Annotated in this window: 21 protein-coding genes; 9 read left to right on the top strand and 12 right to left on the bottom strand. The window is 62.1% G+C overall.

Translation table 11 applies throughout. From position 1 onward, the window contains the following. Positions 1-144: 144 nt before the first annotated feature. From ABJF10_RS20690 to ABJF10_RS20665, 6 genes are all read right to left on the bottom strand, one after another. Positions 145-1,023 carry a hypothetical protein gene (locus ABJF10_RS20690; RefSeq protein ID WP_348546510.1) on the bottom strand — a complete coding sequence of 293 codons (879 nt, stop codon included), beginning with the start codon at positions 1,021-1,023 and terminating at the stop codon, positions 145-147. A 41-nt stretch (positions 1,024-1,064) separates the two neighbouring features. Next, positions 1,065-1,412, bottom strand: coding sequence for a DUF5615 family PIN-like protein (locus ABJF10_RS20685; protein ID WP_348546509.1), 348 nt, complete (start codon positions 1,410-1,412; stop codon positions 1,065-1,067). Beyond that, positions 1,409-1,645 (bottom strand): DUF433 domain-containing protein, encoded by a 237-nt coding sequence (locus ABJF10_RS20680; RefSeq protein ID WP_348546508.1) that lies wholly within the window; start codon positions 1,643-1,645, stop codon positions 1,409-1,411. Before ABJF10_RS20680 ends, ABJF10_RS20685 begins: the two co-directional genes overlap by 4 nt. An 84-nt stretch (positions 1,646-1,729) precedes the next feature. Beyond that, positions 1,730-2,245 carry a hypothetical protein gene (locus ABJF10_RS20675; RefSeq protein ID WP_348546507.1) on the bottom strand — a complete coding sequence of 172 codons (516 nt, stop codon included), beginning with the start codon at positions 2,243-2,245 and terminating at the stop codon, positions 1,730-1,732. A gap of 9 nt (positions 2,246-2,254) precedes the next feature. Continuing rightward, positions 2,255-2,647, bottom strand: coding sequence for an aspartate 1-decarboxylase (panD, locus tag ABJF10_RS20670; protein WP_348546506.1), 393 nt, complete (start codon positions 2,645-2,647; stop codon positions 2,255-2,257). A gap of 140 nt (positions 2,648-2,787) precedes the next feature. Beyond that, positions 2,788-4,023, bottom strand: coding sequence for a glycosyltransferase (locus ABJF10_RS20665; RefSeq protein WP_348546505.1), 1,236 nt, complete (start codon positions 4,021-4,023; stop codon positions 2,788-2,790). 71 nt (positions 4,024-4,094) lie between these two features. Between ABJF10_RS20665 and thiH the strand changes: the two genes are divergently transcribed. From thiH to ABJF10_RS20650, 3 genes are all read left to right on the top strand, one after another. Then, positions 4,095-5,237, top strand: coding sequence for a 2-iminoacetate synthase ThiH (gene thiH, locus ABJF10_RS20660; RefSeq protein WP_348546504.1), 1,143 nt, complete (start codon positions 4,095-4,097; stop codon positions 5,235-5,237). After that, on the top strand, positions 5,234-5,434 hold the full coding sequence (gene thiS, locus ABJF10_RS20655; RefSeq protein ID WP_348546503.1) for a sulfur carrier protein ThiS: 201 nt from the start codon (positions 5,234-5,236) through the stop codon (positions 5,432-5,434). Before thiH ends, thiS begins: the two co-directional genes overlap by 4 nt. 86 nt (positions 5,435-5,520) lie before the next feature. After that, positions 5,521-6,354 carry a ParA family protein gene (locus tag ABJF10_RS20650; RefSeq protein ID WP_348546502.1) on the top strand — a complete coding sequence of 278 codons (834 nt, stop codon included), beginning with the start codon at positions 5,521-5,523 and terminating at the stop codon, positions 6,352-6,354. A gap of 157 nt (positions 6,355-6,511) precedes the next feature. Here the strand turns inward: ABJF10_RS20650 and ABJF10_RS20645 are convergent, their stop codons facing one another. Continuing rightward, positions 6,512-6,703: a hypothetical protein gene (locus ABJF10_RS20645; protein WP_348546501.1), complete on the bottom strand. Its 192-nt coding sequence runs from the start codon at positions 6,701-6,703 to the stop codon at positions 6,512-6,514. 75 nt (positions 6,704-6,778) lie between these two features. Then, positions 6,779-7,717: an alpha/beta hydrolase gene (locus tag ABJF10_RS20640; protein ID WP_348546500.1), complete on the bottom strand. Its 939-nt coding sequence runs from the start codon at positions 7,715-7,717 to the stop codon at positions 6,779-6,781. A gap of 165 nt (positions 7,718-7,882) precedes the next feature. Here ABJF10_RS20640 and ABJF10_RS20635 point away from each other — a divergent pair, with 165 nt between their 5' ends. Continuing rightward, on the top strand, positions 7,883-8,044 hold the full coding sequence (locus ABJF10_RS20635; protein WP_348546499.1) for a hypothetical protein: 162 nt from the start codon (positions 7,883-7,885) through the stop codon (positions 8,042-8,044). Between the two features lie 217 nt (positions 8,045-8,261). After that, entirely contained in the window at positions 8,262-9,083 is an 822-nt protein-coding gene (locus tag ABJF10_RS20630) for a glutaredoxin domain-containing protein (RefSeq protein ID WP_348546498.1), read from the top strand. A 9-nt stretch (positions 9,084-9,092) separates the two neighbouring features. Here ABJF10_RS20630 and ABJF10_RS20625 read toward each other — a convergent pair whose 3' ends face one another. Beyond that, positions 9,093-9,407: a MotA/TolQ/ExbB proton channel family protein gene (locus ABJF10_RS20625; RefSeq protein WP_348546497.1), complete on the bottom strand. Its 315-nt coding sequence runs from the start codon at positions 9,405-9,407 to the stop codon at positions 9,093-9,095. A gap of 145 nt (positions 9,408-9,552) precedes the next feature. Here ABJF10_RS20625 and ABJF10_RS20620 point away from each other — a divergent pair, with 145 nt between their 5' ends. The 4 genes from ABJF10_RS20620 to ABJF10_RS20605 all read left to right on the top strand — a co-directional run bounded on the left by ABJF10_RS20620 (position 9,553) and on the right by ABJF10_RS20605 (position 12,182). Continuing rightward, complete coding sequence (locus ABJF10_RS20620) at positions 9,553-9,999, top strand: hypothetical protein (protein WP_348546496.1); 447 nt, start codon at positions 9,553-9,555, stop codon at positions 9,997-9,999. 788 nt (positions 10,000-10,787) lie between these two features. Beyond that, positions 10,788-11,357: a cytochrome P460 family protein gene (locus ABJF10_RS20615; RefSeq protein ID WP_348546495.1), complete on the top strand. Its 570-nt coding sequence runs from the start codon at positions 10,788-10,790 to the stop codon at positions 11,355-11,357. A gap of 23 nt (positions 11,358-11,380) precedes the next feature. Beyond that, positions 11,381-11,776, top strand: a complete 396-nt coding sequence (locus tag ABJF10_RS20610; RefSeq protein WP_348546494.1) for a hypothetical protein — start codon at positions 11,381-11,383, stop codon at positions 11,774-11,776. 46 nt (positions 11,777-11,822) lie between these two features. Beyond that, positions 11,823-12,182: a hypothetical protein gene (locus ABJF10_RS20605; protein WP_348546493.1), complete on the top strand. Its 360-nt coding sequence runs from the start codon at positions 11,823-11,825 to the stop codon at positions 12,180-12,182. 154 nt (positions 12,183-12,336) lie between these two features. Here ABJF10_RS20605 and ABJF10_RS20600 read toward each other — a convergent pair whose 3' ends face one another. The 3 genes from ABJF10_RS20600 to ABJF10_RS20590 all read right to left on the bottom strand — a co-directional run. Then, positions 12,337-14,391: a response regulator gene (locus ABJF10_RS20600; RefSeq protein ID WP_348546492.1), complete on the bottom strand. Its 2,055-nt coding sequence runs from the start codon at positions 14,389-14,391 to the stop codon at positions 12,337-12,339. After that, a complete protein-coding gene (locus ABJF10_RS20595; RefSeq protein WP_348546491.1) occupies positions 14,388-14,753 on the bottom strand; it encodes a response regulator in 366 nt (121 codons plus the stop codon). The genes ABJF10_RS20600 and ABJF10_RS20595 overlap by 4 nt, the downstream gene beginning before the upstream one ends. A 7-nt stretch (positions 14,754-14,760) precedes the next feature. Further along, positions 14,761-15,037, bottom strand: a 277-nt coding sequence (locus tag ABJF10_RS20590) for a response regulator (RefSeq protein ID WP_348546490.1), incomplete at its 5' end; no start/stop codon positions are given.

Here is a 15,037-nt window from a genome sequence, read left to right as displayed (position 1 = left end):
AGTGGCGCGCCGCTTTGAAAATCCGTGACCATCCGTGCCATCCGCGGTTCATCTTCCGCCTCTTCCCTCCGCGTCTCTGCGCCTCTGCGTTTCAATCCCCCTGCCTGTGTTTGGAACCGGCGGGATCAGAAACTATCGTTTGCATTATTTACGTCGGTCCGGCGCATCCAGCGGTGGCGCGTTCGCGGGCCAGACAAACCGCGGCGCCTGCGTCACGTCGAACCCAGCCAGATGCGTCCGCTCCGCAGCACCGCGCGCAGCCGGCTTCACGTAGCGCCACGCCGTGTCGCCATAGACTTCCGCCAGCAGGCTCGCCAGCGCCACATCGTACGCTTTGATCTTCTCCCGCGTGTCGACATCACCGTGCTCCCGGTCGCGCACGCCCGCGCAATCAAACCAGCACTGCACCCCTTCCGCCCAGTACTCCCGTTTGTTCGTCGCCGAGTAAGTCCCCTTCCACAACCCCGCTTGCATCGCGCCATCATATGCGGCCTGCAAACGTCCATCGAAGGTCGGATCCACCCTGCTCAGCCCCATCTCATGAATCGCGTGTCCGAATTCATGGATCAAAATATTCTCCTTCCGATAGGGATCGCCTTCGAGACAGAGCAGATTCTCCTCCCCGCAACTCATCACCGGCCTCGCCCGCGTGGAGCCCAGCCCACGCGCCCGACGATTCCAATAAGCCGCCGGCTGTAGATCGCTATGTTCCGGCACATCGGTCGTCATCTCCGTCGGCGCCATTACCACCAGCCGCACGTTGTTCTCCGTCAGCGCGCGCAGGATGTCCGGACGATGCCCAATCGTCTGCCGCAACAAATACGCTGCCTCGCGCAACGCATAGTCGGAAACCTTCTCCGAACTCAGGATGGAAAACCCCTCGATGCTCAGATGCTTCCGATAGAAAGGCGCCAGGTGCCACTTCTCAACCAGCTCCTGCGGCGGAGGGACGATCGGCGCCTCGCCTACCGTTTCCACTGGCTTCTTGCCCGCATCGGCCAGGACAACGACTGTAGAAAGCAATAAAGACAATAGAGCAACACCATCGGTTAAGCGACCTGGCTTCACGCTCGATAGGCACTTTGAACCGCGTCACGCATCACCACCAATAGACCCGGCCAATCGCTTTCAGTGAACTCGTCGAACGCGGTCATGATCCGGCTATGAATACGTTGCTCGCTCGGTTGGCGCAGCCGAATTACCAGAATGCCATGGTGCTTTTCGGCGCGATGTTCGACAAAGCCCTTGTCTGTCGTGACGAACATTCGCTGCCCGGCCTGCGCAAAAGACCATAGTTCATCATCGAACATCCCCCAGCGTTCCGTCCCACGAATGTCGATCACATCGTGTCCTCTCGCCTGTAATTCGCGGACGGTAATCTTCGGGACGTTCTCGTCCACGAGAACCTTCATGCCCCAAACGCAACCTCATCCAGCGGCGTCACCTGCTCCTCCGCCAACGAGGCGGCGTAGTCGAGGCAAGCCAGAATATCCTCGCGCGTCAGGGTCGGATAAGCCCCCAGCAGCGTCTCGATGCCGTCACCGTGGGCAAACATCCGCACGATCTGATGCACCGGAATCCGCGAGCCAGTAACGCAGGCCTGACCGTGGCAGATTTTCGGATGGATCGAGATACGATCGTTCATGGGAGCAAGATGTCAGAGAATCCCGCTCGGAGCAAGCGGCGGGGAACTGCCGAGCCCAAACCGCCAACGCGCTCGCGCCGCCGCTCAGTGCTCCGCCCCAGACTTCGCCGCTTCGCTGTCGCTGACGTGACTGCCATTGCCATCCCGCCCCGGCAGCGCCGCAGTCGCGGAAGTTCCGCCGCCGAAGAGACGCGCGAAGATGCGCTTGGAAGGGGCTTTACCGGCTTCTTCCTCGGCGAGATCGTTGTGGGCGTCGCTCTTGGCGGTTTCCCATGCGGGGGCGAAACCGGGGGCGTTGATGAGCATGCGCTTTTCGGCGCGGGCGTAGACTTCCAGGTCGCGCTGGAGCTTGCGGTCGGGGATTTCGTTGAGGGCGTTCACTTTCACCCGCAGGCTCTCGTTTTCCTTCCGCAGGTTTTCCTGCTCGGCCTTGCTCTTCTTCATCGTCTCCGCCTCGATCTCCAGCTTGTCGCTCAGATGGCGGCGAAACCGCGCGAGCTCACCCTTGAGCCGGAGGTAATTGTAGCAGGCGATGATGAGGAAAACGCAGCCGAGGTAAAAACCGAGGGCGAATTGGCCGAGGAAAATGTTTTTGTCCATAAGATGCGATCAGGCGACGACGTGCAGTTCTTCACCGGCGTGGCCGGCTTCGTAGCGGACGACTTCGTTCTTTTCATTCAAGACCACTACGCGCGGCTTGTGCTTGGCGGCCTCCTCGGCCGTGTAGGAACCGAAATTCATGATGGTGATACGGTCACCGATCTTGCCCAGATGCGCCGTGGCGCCATTGAGCTGGATCTGGCCGGTCCCGGCGTCGCCATAGATGACGTAAGTCTCGAAACGTTCGCCATTGCCCATGTTGCCGATGAGGATCTTTTCGTAGGGCAAAAGACCAACCCGCTCGGCCAGATCGCGCGAGATGGTGAGGCTGCCTTCATAGTGCAGGCTGGCTCCAGTGACACAGGCGCGGTGGATTTTCGACTTGAGAAGCGTCAATTGCATCGTGCGCCACGTTGCGGGAATTCCTGAGAATTGCAAGCCGGACCAGAGAGAGCGCCGGGAAATTCAACCGCGAATGCACGCGAATGCACGCCAATGGAGAGATTTGTCGGGGCCCCGCCCTCACCGCCTCATTCACCCAACTATTCGCGTCCATTTGTGTCCATTCGCGGTTTTCCTTCCTTGGCCTGAATCCCCCGGCTGCTCTGGTAAACGCGCCCTTTCCACTGCACGCCCTTCGAGGCCAGCCGCCGCCAGCTATTGAGCCCGATCCCCAGGGAAAGCACTTCGCCGACGGGATGCAGGAGGCAGCTCAGCCAGGAGGTCCGAAAGCGCAGCGCCAGGACGACACGCACCAGATAAATAACCGCGATTTGCGCGAGGATCAGCGAACGGGCATCCGGCGCCGTGAAGACGAAAACAAACGGCAGCAGGAAACCGCAGCAATGCAGGCCACCGATGACCAGAAATCCCGCCAGCGAATCCTCGAAGGCGGCGCGCATGTTCTTGGTAAAACCCTCCCACGTCTCGTCAAACGAGCGATACATCCGGCACGTGGAAAAATCGAGCGACTCGCAATTGAGCAGGCGCATCCCCTCGCCCATGCGATTCGCCACCGCACGGCCCAGCGCGACGTCCTCCACGAGATGATCGTGCAGCGCCGCATGGCCGCCGATGCGGTCATAACCCGCGCGGGTGAAGAACATGAACTGCCCGTTGGCCGCTCCCAAGCCATGACGCAGGAAGGCGGGCAACCGTGCCGCCACATGCGGATGCTTTTGCAACAGCAACACCAGCCAGTGCGGATACATGCTCAGGCCGAGGACGAGGATCATCGGGATGATGAGCTTCTCACCCAAGGTGACCGTGATGAGCCGCGGCCACGCCGAAAGGAGATCGGCGCGATAGGCCTGTGCCGCTGCGACGGTGGCGGCCACGGTGCCGGGCGCGTGCGCGGTATCGGCATCGGTAAAGAACAGGAATTCGCCACGTGCGGCCAGCGAGAGCTGGTGGCAGGCCCAGCCTTTGCCCGTCCAGCCCGCCGGCAATGGGGAACCCGAGATGACGCGGCGGTCGCCCGTTTCGCCCAAACCGAGCCGGCGGACCATGTCCCCGGTGCCGTCGTCGGAATGGTCGTCGAGGACGATGAGTTCGTAGCGCGGATAGTCCTGCGCGAGCAGCGAGCCGACGCAGGCCTCGATGTTCAGGGCCTCATTCCGCGCCGGCACGAGGATCGAGACCAGCGGAGCGTCCTCGGCCGCCGGACGCTCCACGGGCTGCAGCCCGGCGAAACAAGCGACATTGGCCAGCACCATGCCCAGCGCGAAGAGCAGCCCGAGCAGGACAATGAAGTGGTAAAAAATGGCAGCCGTTCCCATCCGAGCCAGCCTGCCGCAGCCCGGCCTATTTACAAGACCGACGCGAGCCCGCATATTGCCCGTTCGCTTTCATGACGTCCGCCGCTTCCCCATTCACCGCCACATCGCCCGTGCTGCGCCGTTTCGCCGCGCTGCTCGAGCCGCAGACGGACGCGCAGATTGAGCGCCTGGCCCGCGAATCCGCCGCGCTCACCCGGCAGCACTTCGGCAAGACCATCCGCCTCTTCGCGCCGCTCTACCTTTCCAACGAGTGCATCAACAATTGCGCCTACTGCGGCTTTTCACGCGACAACGCGATCCTGCGCGTGACGCTCGATGTGCAGTCCGTGGTGAAAGAGGCGCGCCATCTCGCGAGCGAAGGCTTTCGCAATATCCTGCTCGTCGCGGGCGAGCATCCGAAATTCGTTTCCAATGGCTATCTCGAGCGCTGCGTGCGCGCGCTCGTGCAGGAGATACCGAGCATCGCGCTCGAAGTCGCGCCCATGGAAACTCCGGAGTATGCGACACTCGTTGCCGCCGGCGCGGAAGGGCTCGTGGTGTATCAGGAAACTTACGACCGCGAGGTCTACGCCACGATGCACACCGCGGGGCCGAAGAAGGATTTCGACTGGCGCCTCGCCTGCCCCGAGCGCGCCTATGCGGGCGGTTTCCGGCGCATCGGCGTCGGCGCCTTGCTGGGGCTCGCCGCATGGCGCGCCGAGGCGCGGGCGCTGGCCGCCCATCTCGAACATTTGCTGCGCACCTGCTGGCGGGCGCAATTCACCGTGAGCCTGCCGCGCCTGCGGCCGTGCGCCGGGGAATTCGCGCCGACGCATCCGGTGGCCGATCGCGATTTCATCCAGCTCATCTGCGCGCTGCGGGTGTGCTTTCCGCAGGTCGGCATCGTCCTCAGCACTCGCGAACCCGCCGCCCTGCGCGATGCGCTCCTGCCCATGGGCATCACCATGATGAGCGCCGGCAGTCACACCGAGCCCGGCGGCTACACCGGCCAGGGACGCGAAGATTTGCACTTCACCGTGCGCGGCAAGGCCCTCGCCCCGGCCGATTCCGATGCCGAGGGCGCCACCGGCCAGTTCGAGATTTCCGATACCCGCTCCCCGCGGGAAGTCGCGGACTTCATCCGCACGCGCGGCTTCGAGCCGGTGTGGAAGGATTGGGACCGCGCCATCCTGGATGCGCCCGCGCCTCCCGTGGACATCGCGGCCGTGGCATGACGATCACGCTCAACGGCGAACCCCGCGAGATCGCCCACGCCAAAAATCTCGCGGAACTCATCGACGAACTCGGCCTGCCCGCCCCCGCCATCCTCGTCGAGCACAACGGCCTCGCCCTCCGCCGTGACGAGTGGCCCACGCGTCCCCTCGCCGAAGCCGACCGCATCGAACTCGTGCGGATCGTGGCGGGAGGATAGGAAAGGCGGCGTCACCGACTTTCGCACTGACAACCCGCGCCGCACCCGCTAGCCTCCACCCAGTCATCGCCCGAAAGGACCACGCCATGTCGAAAGCCAAAGTCATCTCCTTCATCAACATGAAAGGCGGCGTCGGCAAGACGACTTGCGCCGTGAATGTCGCCACCTACCTCGCCAAGGAACACGGCAAGCGCGTGCTCCTCGTCGACTTCGATCCGCAGACCAATGCCTCGCTCTCGCTGATGAGCGAAAAGGCGTGGGAAGACTGGCAGGACGAGCACGGCACCATGGCCGACGTCCTCGAGGTGCAATGGAAAAAGAAAAACGCCGAGCACGCCAAGCTCAAGGATTGCATCATCCGCGATGTCGTCCCCGAGATCCCCAATCTCGATCTCATCCCCTCGCATCTCTCGCTCACCTTTCTCGACCTCGACCTCGCCGCCCGGCCAGGACGCGAGCGCATCTTCAGCCGCAAGCTCGAGAAGGTGCTCGAGGACTACGACCTCGTCCTTTGCGATTGCGCGCCGAACCTCATGACCGGCACGCAAAACGCCCTCTACGCCAGCGACTGGTACTGCATCCCCATGCAGCCGGATTATCTCAGCTCCATCGGCCTCGGCCTGCTGCAAGACCGGCTCGGCTACTTGAAGAAAGAGCTCGAGTTCAATATCCGCTGCCTCGGCATCGTCTTCACCCGCGTGCGTCACTGGCTGCGTTACCACGCGGAGACGATGGAGAAACTGCGCGACGACAAAGCGCTCAAGCGCCTCCATTTCTTCGACACCTTCATCCCGGAAAACATCAAGCTCGCCGAAGCACCGATGGAAGCGAAACCCATCGCCCTGCACGACTCGAGCGCCAGCGGCGCCGCCGCCTTCCAGGCGTTGGCGGATGAGTTCGTGAAGCGGCTCGAGGCGTGAGCCCGGCCGCGTTTCGTTCGCAGGTGTAGGACGCGTGTCCCCACGCGCCGGGATGCCCCTGCAAATCCGCTCTTTCCCCGACGCGTGAGGACACGCGTCCTACACCGAGGGAGCAACGCCGCTTTCTGATCGACCCATTTCCGAATATCGCTTCAGCCTAGTTCTGCAGCGCCGCCGGGGTGCGATACCCATCCTTGGAATCCCGCGCCGAAGTCGTCGCGAATCTCCACTCCCCACGCGGCGGATTGGCCGCCGGCCGCGCCCGCAGGCGCAACAGCGAATCGGTCCAACTGGCGATCATTCGCCGGCTGGCGGCGTCATCGTTCATCGTTGTTGGTTCCGTGTTCATGGTTCACCTCTACAACGAATGAGCCGGCCGCTTTTAGACACGGCGGAGCGATTTTTTTTGAATGCGCTTACGCGCTCAAGGCTTCCCCGCCCAGTGCTTGGCGAGAAAATTGAACATCAGCTTCAACTTCTCCTCCGTCGTGAATTGCGGCCCGCCGTGACCCGCGCCCTCGATCACGTCCAGCGTCACATCCGCGCCCGCGGCCTTGAGCTTGTCGTAGAGCCGTTGGCTTTGATCGAACGGCACGAGCGGGTCCTTGGTGCCTTGCATGATGAGCAGCGGTGCGGCGTCCTTCGTCACCCACGTCACCGGACTGGCGCGTTTCGCCAGCTCGAGCTTTTGCGAGACGGGTCCGCCGAAAAGCAGCGCGATGACCGACTCAGGATTCTCCCGCTGCACCATCGGCTCCGGCAGATCGGGATCGTAGGCCGGAAAATCCGACGGACCGAACCAATCGAGGCCGCATTGGATGGCGCTGGATTGATCGAGGTTCGCACCGACGTCGAAGTCGTGCGTCTTGCCCGTGACCGCGAGGAGCGCCACGAGATGGCCGCCGGCACTGGCGCCCCACGCCGCAACCATATCGTCGCGGTAGCCATACTCCTTCGCATGCGCGCGCAGCCAGCGGATGGCCGCCTTGCAATCCTCGATCTGGGCGGGAAAGACGGCGTCCTGGCTGAAGCGATACTCCACGCTGGCGACGGCGACCCCGTTCTTCACCAAGGCCAGGCCCGGCGGCTTGTCCTTCGATCCCCCGCGCCAGCCACCGCCATGAATCCACACCAGCAGCGGCCCCTTGGGCTGCGCCGGGAGGTAAAGGTCGAGCTTTTGCCGGGCATGACCATTCTCCACGTAGGACAGGTCCATGAGGGCCTTCGCATCGTCGGGCAGCTCTTTCGGACGGTCGGCGGCGGCGGTTTGCTGCGCCTGAACTGCCAAGGGCAGGGCAAGACTGAGAGCAAAAAGCCCCATGGCAGCGGAAAACAGCAGAAGACGGAGGCGGAGGGATTTCATGAGCAGGAAGAGCGCAGAGACAGGATGGTTGTGTGCGGAAGAGACGCCCGACGGAAGCCAGAAGTTACGCCCGTTCCCGCAGGGCCGCGATTGGGTGGACGCGCCATTCTGGCCCACACCGGACAGCATACATCCAAGCACGGGATATGCTCCGAATAAACCCAAATGGCTACACTCAAGATCAATCGACGCCATCGCAGCCGCGTGCGGGTTCAGTTCACCTCATTCGGTTACGAAGTTCAGGTCTACGGCCAGACCGTGTTTCGCTCCTCTCTACAGGACGAAGCCGAAAAGCTGGCCCGCGATCTGGTTCGCGCGTTGGGCTAGGCCCGACTGCAAACGTCGCAATTTTAACTGTGCCTGTGTCGCAAAAATGCGCCGCAGTTCCACTTTTCGCCCTCTGGCTCCATTTCCAGAGACTTTGCCAACTCGGCAACTGTGGCGATTTGGCCATTCCCTCCGCTTCGGTCCAGCGCCGCTATTGAGCAAACGCCCACGGATCGGCCACGGCTGGCTTGTATTTTGCTTTGGTTAAGGTGGGTTTATGAATTTTCCCTTGGTCAACATCGCGGCCATCATCCTGGGGCTGATCATCTCCACGATCGGCACCATCATGGTCCTCGTCGCCGCCTTCCGGGAGAGCGTGATCTGGGGGCTGGTCGTGCTCTTTGCGCCCCTCGGCAATCTCATCTACACCTGCATGCACTGGGCCGAGGCCAAAGCCGGATTCCTGGCCAGCGTCATTGGCGGGGCCATTTGCGCCGCCGGCCTCCTCACCATCCCCGAGATCCAAACGCAGTTGTTGACGGCCTACCACCTCAAGGCCCCCGGGAGCGCCGAAAAGAAGGCGCCCGACCTCACCGCGCAAATCCAGGAACATCGCCAGCATCTGGAAGCGCTCCAAGGGGCATTTGCGCAAGACGGCACCGAACTCACCAAGCAGTATCAGGCCCTCGACGCACAGCGCAAAGCGCTCAAGCCCAAGGACACCGCAGCCATCACGATATTCAACGAAGCGGCCGCCGCTTACCAGGCGCGCAATACGGCCCGCAAACAGATGCAACAGCAGATCGAGACGACGCAGCATGAACTCGAGGCCTTGCTCGACGCCCGCAGCCGCAACGCCACACCCGGGGCCTCCGGCAAGAAAGTCGTGATGTACACCACGTCGCATTGCCCCGCCTGCAAAGCCGCCAAACAGTACCTCGCGCAGAAGGGCGTGCCCTACGACGAGATCGACGTGGAAACCTCCCGCGACGGCGCCCAGGCGTTCCAGAAACTGGGCGGCCACGGCGTGCCGCTGATTCTGGTCGGCGACAAAAAAGTGGAAGGCTTCAGCGCCCAGGCGCTGGATGCGTTACTGTAGAAACGACTCTCAGGAACCGGAAGGCGCGGAGCCCGGTGGGATCGGTGGCGGCGGTTGCTGTCCTTTGTTCTTCCCGAGCATCACGATGCACAGAATGAGGAGGGCGATGCCGACCGGGCAGGCAAGCAATCCGCAGGCCGTCGCAAATAACGTCGTCCCAATGGCGCCGGACAAAGCGTTGGGATCGGAAATACCGTTCCCATTGAGAACGGTGAAAGCCCGGGTCATACCCAAGACGGTGCCCAGCATTCCCCACAGCGGCCCGAGCGCCAGGAGAGCGCCGACCAAGATGCCAGTAATGAGAAGCGGACGTTTGCGTTTCATGGGATGGATCTCAAATTAAGCCACCGCCCGCGCACCTGGCGAGCATGGAGGTGCATCGTTCAAGTTGGGCGGCAACTGCCTTAGCTGGAACTGCTGCAGTTCGGACTTCTCAACTTCGGTTAGGAGCACACAATCATCATCGTAAATGATTTTCCATCGTGTACTGACTCTGTTTTTTGGCTGCGTGATCGCCGCTCTGGTACCGGTCGCACAGAAACAAGATGCGGGGGACGACGTGCTAAAGGTGATTCACAAGATCGTCACGAGCACGTCCAAAAGCGAGCGCGCGGAAAAGGCCGACGACTTATATGATATATGTCACGACCACATTCAGTCTGGCCGTAAAGGGCGAGTCACTGCCCACGTGGAACAACTGATAGCACTGCTGGATGATAAAAATGAATGGGTAATCTACATGGACGCCCTGATTTTAGGTGAGTTAGGAAATGATGCGCGCCAAGCACTGCCGAAGCTCGAAAAGCTAAAGCTGATATTGTCTCGAAGAACGGGGCCAAGAATCGGGCCAGACGTTCTCGACGGCGTGGGATACGCCATTGAACAGATTAAGGACTATCCGAAACCAAGGAAGTAGAGGTCACGAGACATACGTCTGTTCACAAATCTCGCACGGCGAGCACAGGTGTAGGGCGCGTGTCCCCACGCGCTGGGGAAAGCTCCCGCACCCCCTGTTTTGTGGCGCGCAAAGTGAAATTTTCCGCAATGGAGCCAATGGAACCAATGGGGCCATGCACATTTTCGCGCGAGTTATGGTTCCATGGAGTCGTGAGAACAAATCCAGCCCAACTCTATCGCGCCCGCGCCTCCGATGGCACCCACTGGGAGCGGCGATTTCCAATCGCCGACCGAGCCAGCCACGCGAAGCGCCATCTTTTCCGGAGGACTTCGCTGGCGCAACGCCCGGCAGTTGGAAAACCGCCGCTCCCACTGCGATCCCACTCCTTCTCCCACCCCGCTCCCACTCTTTCTCCCACCTGCTTTTACAGAGATACTCCCACTCGATCCCACCCGATCCCACCCCAAAAAAACAGCGGCTATCCACTATCCAGCCTCTGACTCCCATGACCCCCGCAACGGCAAGATTACCCGGCTCCCGAAAGCCATCCGCCACCAACTCCATGAACGCCTCACCCGAGCGAAGAAAAGAAGCCCATTTAAGGTGCCTTAAGCCCTCTTAAGCCGATTTAAGGTGCGAGTTTTTTTCTCCATGGAGAACCTGAGCGCAAGCCAAGGCCGAATTGGCCCGAGTAAACGGAGACGCGATCAAGCCTTCTTAAGCCAAATCAAGGTAAATCAAGGCTATCAAGGTTCGGTTTTTTGCGGCGCGTTGACTCCACGCCTGTCTCGCGCACTGTTGGTCTGATGAAAGTTCCCCTGCTCTGGCTCTCGGCGGCCATGGTCGTTTCCGCAGTGGCAGCGGAAGCGCCGGAGATCTCGGACGCCACCCTGCGCGCCTACCCGTCGTTGCACAAGATGACCGCCCAGGCACGGCCGGTCGCTATGGGGTTTAGCCCCCTCTGCCGACCGGACCCTCAAGTAACGGCGGCCAGGAAAGCCAGCGGCCCACATGCTGGGAATTGGATCAACGTCTACATGAACGAAACCGCACGGAACCATTTTGAATCCAAAACCGCTGGCGGCTATCCGCCGGGAAGCATCGTGGTGAAGGAAAAGCTTTCGACCGTATCCCCCGATATGACCGCCGCCAAAGCCAGCGCCGTCGCCGGACTCATCAAACATGCCCCGGGCTACAACGCCGCGACGGGCGACTGGGAATTCTTCTATTCGGCCACGGGTGGAAAGATGGAGCGCGGCACGCAAGCCAGGCTGGCCTCGTGCGCCGACTGCCACCAGAACGCCTCCGCGGATTACGTCTTCGGCGACTTTGCCAAACCCGCACCCAACGCGCCCGCACAACCCGTCGCCCGTTAATATCACCCCGAATCTCAGGCTGGATGAAAACGACGCTTTTCCTTCTCACGCTCACTACTCTCCTTCTGCCCGCGATGCGGGCAGAGGATGTAGTGCTGCCACCCTCACACGCGGACGAGCAAGTAAAGCAGGCGGACGCCATTCTCTATTTCGACGGTCCCGACCGGATGTATTTCGAGCGCCCCGAGAAGCAGAGCGAACCATTTGCTCTCACCTCACTCGCGGAGCGTGTTACCGCAGCCACGCCGCAACGCACGATGATCGTGGTCATCATGAGCAAACCCACTCGCCTGTGGCTGGACGACAAATTCAAGGTCGCCGTGGATGACCTGGAGGCTCGCCTCCGCAAAAGCGGATTCAAGAAGGTGGCCTTCCATCTCGCCAGCGGAACCTATCCCACTCCCATTTACAGCGAATGAACCACGGCCTGAACGTGCCTAATTCCACGCTGTCGCGCGCCGCTCCATGAATACCACCGAAGACAGATCCAACGGCATCTTGTTGTCCACCGTTACTGATGTTTTTGTCATTGAGGGCCGTGGCTGCGTCATTCTTCCCGGGGCACCGTATCCGTCCGCGACGATTCCAGTCCTTCGCCGTGGCGCACCCATCATGCTCCGACGCCCAGACGGCTCGGAGCTGGCGAGCCGTATCCGCGACTTGGAGATGATCAATCGTGGGCCAACGATCCCATTCATGCCCATCTTGCTTCAATCGCCCATCTCCAACGATGACATCCCCATCGGCACGGAAGTTTGGTATTTTCCTACCGCGGAAGACACGTATGCCTCCGGGAGGATCGCGGAGAGCTTCAGGACGCCATAAGGCATGCAAGATTCCCGCATAGCAGAAGACGCCTTGGAGGGAAGCGCGCCGTCGCTTTTTGAGTGAAGCTTTCTCCCCGGCACCGACGGCGCGGTGCCCTCCAGTTCCGATCCGAAAATGCTTTCTACTATCCCGTTGGCTCCGAAGCCGTGCCTCAGGCCGCGGCCACGTGCTGCGCTGCATTGCGCGGGGAAGCCCCGAGCTGCTGCACCAACTGGATCAAGTCCTTGACCTGGTAAGGCTTCGGCAGCACCGCGTCGAAGCCGTAGGCGGTGCATTGCGCCATTACCGGATCGGTCGAGTAGCCGCTGGAGACGATCGCGCGGATCTCCTGGTCGCGTTCGCGCAGCCGGCGGATGGCTTCCTTACCACCCATGCCGCCCGGAATGGTGAGATCGAGGATCGCCATGTCGAAGGGACGCCCCGCGGCTTTGGCTGCGGCGTGCGCCGCGAGGAACGCGTCCCCATCCGGGGTGGTGACGACGTCGTTCTTAAACATGCCGAGCGTCATCCCGATCAACTCGCGGATCGGTTCCTCGTCATCCATGACCAGCACGCGCAATTTGCGCGGCGCGCTTTCCGGCTCGGGCAGTTTGGGCGGCGCGTCCACCGGCTCGGCAGGCGCCGTGGAACGGGAGGCTGGGAAGTAAATGACGACCGTGGTGCCGGCGCCGATGGTGGATTGCACGCCGATGTATCCCCCATGCCGCTGCATGATCGAATAGGCGGCGGCGAGCCCCAGCCCGCGGGCTTGGTTTTTCGTGGTGAAGAAGGGATCGAAAATGCGCGGCAGACGGTCGGTGGCAATGCCCACGCCGAAGTCGCGCACCCGAATCGCCACATAGTCGCCATCGGGCAGGTGCGGCGCGGAGGTGGAGTTCTCGGCGCTCACCTGGATGCCACCGCCGCCGGGCGTGGCTTCCATCGCATTGAGAACGACGTTGCTGATAACTTGCGCGAGCTGGTTCGGGTCGGCGTGGAGTTCCCACACGTCTTCGTCCAGTTCGAATTCGCACTGCACATTCGAGCCGCGCAAAACGAAGGCGCTCGTGTCGCGCAACAGCGGTTCCAGCGGCACCGACTCCTTGATCGGCGCTCCGCCCTCGGCAAACGTCAGCAAATAGCGTGTGAGCTCCTGCGCCCGCGTCGCGCCGCGTTCGGCCTCGAGGATGTTCGGCAGCGCCTCGGCCGGGATCGAGCCCCGGAGGCGGAGCAGCGAAAGATTGCCCAGCACCGCGGTGAGCATGTTGTTGAAATCGTGCGCCAGGCCGCCGGCGAGGGCGCCGATGGATTGCAGCTTGCTGGCCCGCAGGAGTTCCTCGGCCTGCGCCTGTTCGTGGTCGCGGAAGCGCTTTTTCTCCAGGCAGGCGCCCAGCCGGGCGCGGAGCAGCACGGCATTGACCGGCTTCGGCAGGTAATCTTCCGCGCCGAGCTCGATGCAGCGCGCCACGCGGTCCACATCGGTGAGCGCGGAGAGCATGATGACTGGAAGATGCCGCAGTTGCGCGTCCTGCTTGAGGGCGTGCAGGACTTCGATGCCGTTCATGCCGGGCATCTGGATATCGAGCAGGACCACGTCGAATTTCTCGCGCCGCAGCAACTCCATCGCTTCCGGTCCCGAGCGGGCGCCGACCGGACGGCAGGCTTCGCGCTGCAAGCGGCGAATCAAAATCTCACGGTTCAAGCTTTCGTCATCGACGATCAACATCTTCCCGCCAGCAATCGAGGGACCGGCGTTGGAGCGGGCGCCGGGAACCGAGTGATCCCAGTGCTTCGCCGATTGCAAACGGATGAAGACGTCGCTCCCGCGCGCCGCGGAGATAAAGTTCCGCGCCGCCGTGCAGATCAGGGCCAGGTCCTCGCGATATTCATCGAGCCGCAGACTGGAAGGTTCAGCCAGCGCGAGTTCGCAGAAGCCCAGCACGCGGCCGATGCTCGAGCGCGAGGCGTCGGGCAACGCCCAGTAATCCCCGCCGACTTGCTCGCCGAGGGCGATGATCGTCTTGTCTTGCAACATCGCGGCCAGGTCGAGTCCGCCTTCCCGCACCGCTCCCAGGCCTACGGTCAGGTCCGCGTGGCCTTTTTCCTCGGCGATCTCGATGAGCATCTCGCTCAAGCCGATGATCTGATTCAGCGGGGTGCGCAGATCGTGCAGCAGGCCGGACAGCCGCCGTTCAGTATCAATGGCTTGGGCGTTCTCTGCGCTCACGATGGCAGGAGGCTTTCGATCTTGCCGAGCAGCCGGACAAAATCCACGGGCTTGGTGTCATAATCGTTGCAACCGGCGGCGAGCGCCTTGTCGCGTTCCCCGGCCATGGCGTGCGCGGTGAGCGCGAGCACCGGGATGCCTTGCGTGGCGGGCGCCTGCTTGAGGCGGCGGGTCGATTCCCAGCCGTCGAGCACGGGCAGGCTCATATCCATCAAAATGAGATCTGGCAGATGCTCGTTCGCCGCGGCGATGCCTTGTTCCCCATCCACGGCGATGAGCACCTCGTAGCCCCGGCGCTCCAGGCGGCGCGAGAGCATGTCGCGGTTCATTTCGTTGTCTTCGACGAGCAGGAGTTTCTTCATGGCAAATTCAAACGGCAACGGTTTCCAAAGGGCGGGCGCAACGCGCGACACGATTACTGATTTCCGAGAGTAATTCCTCCCGGGCGCACGCGCCTTTCTGGAGGATGCGGCTGACCTGGCCATCCAGCAGCGCGCGATCCTCGGCGGCGATGTCCTTCGCCGTCATGACGAGGATGGGAATGTCGCGCCACTCGGCATGCGCGCGGACTTCCTTGGTAAATTGAAAGCCGTCCATCTCCGGCATCATCAGGTCGAGCAGGATGAGGGCGGGCCGCAACGTGGCC

The organism is Chthoniobacter sp. (genome assembly GCF_040003245.1).
Taxonomy (GTDB): Bacteria; Verrucomicrobiota; Verrucomicrobiia; order Chthoniobacterales; family Chthoniobacteraceae; genus Chthoniobacter.
This window is presented reverse-complemented; position numbering and strand designations above follow the sequence as displayed.

Excerpts from the sequence above, each read along its gene's own strand:
- ABJF10_RS20630 (WP_348546498.1), top strand. The coding sequence starts at position 8,262 with ATGAATTTTCCCTTGGTCAACATCGCGGCCATCATCCTGGGGCTGATC.
- ABJF10_RS20675 (WP_348546507.1), bottom strand. The coding sequence starts at position 2,245 with ATGGACAAAAACATTTTCCTCGGCCAATTCGCCCTCGGTTTTTACCTC.
- thiH (WP_348546504.1), top strand. The coding sequence starts at position 4,095 with ATGACGTCCGCCGCTTCCCCATTCACCGCCACATCGCCCGTGCTGCGC.
- ABJF10_RS20640 (WP_348546500.1), bottom strand. The coding sequence starts at position 7,717 with ATGAAATCCCTCCGCCTCCGTCTTCTGCTGTTTTCCGCTGCCATGGGG.
- ABJF10_RS20645 (WP_348546501.1), bottom strand. The coding sequence starts at position 6,703 with ATGAACACGGAACCAACAACGATGAACGATGACGCCGCCAGCCGGCGA.
- ABJF10_RS20635 (WP_348546499.1), top strand. The coding sequence starts at position 7,883 with ATGGCTACACTCAAGATCAATCGACGCCATCGCAGCCGCGTGCGGGTT.
- ABJF10_RS20665 (WP_348546505.1), bottom strand. The coding sequence starts at position 4,023 with ATGGGAACGGCTGCCATTTTTTACCACTTCATTGTCCTGCTCGGGCTG.
- thiS (WP_348546503.1), top strand. The coding sequence starts at position 5,234 with ATGACGATCACGCTCAACGGCGAACCCCGCGAGATCGCCCACGCCAAA.
- panD (WP_348546506.1), bottom strand. The coding sequence starts at position 2,647 with ATGCAATTGACGCTTCTCAAGTCGAAAATCCACCGCGCCTGTGTCACT.
- ABJF10_RS20650 (WP_348546502.1), top strand. The coding sequence starts at position 5,521 with ATGTCGAAAGCCAAAGTCATCTCCTTCATCAACATGAAAGGCGGCGTC.
- ABJF10_RS20605 (WP_348546493.1), top strand. The coding sequence starts at position 11,823 with ATGAATACCACCGAAGACAGATCCAACGGCATCTTGTTGTCCACCGTT.
- ABJF10_RS20685 (WP_348546509.1), bottom strand. The coding sequence starts at position 1,412 with ATGAAGGTTCTCGTGGACGAGAACGTCCCGAAGATTACCGTCCGCGAA.
- ABJF10_RS20610 (WP_348546494.1), top strand. The coding sequence starts at position 11,381 with ATGAAAACGACGCTTTTCCTTCTCACGCTCACTACTCTCCTTCTGCCC.
- ABJF10_RS20595 (WP_348546491.1), bottom strand. The coding sequence starts at position 14,753 with ATGAAGAAACTCCTGCTCGTCGAAGACAACGAAATGAACCGCGACATG.
- ABJF10_RS20620 (WP_348546496.1), top strand. The coding sequence starts at position 9,553 with ATGATTTTCCATCGTGTACTGACTCTGTTTTTTGGCTGCGTGATCGCC.
- ABJF10_RS20615 (WP_348546495.1), top strand. The coding sequence starts at position 10,788 with ATGAAAGTTCCCCTGCTCTGGCTCTCGGCGGCCATGGTCGTTTCCGCA.
- ABJF10_RS20680 (WP_348546508.1), bottom strand. The coding sequence starts at position 1,645 with ATGAACGATCGTATCTCGATCCATCCGAAAATCTGCCACGGTCAGGCC.
- ABJF10_RS20625 (WP_348546497.1), bottom strand. The coding sequence starts at position 9,407 with ATGAAACGCAAACGTCCGCTTCTCATTACTGGCATCTTGGTCGGCGCT.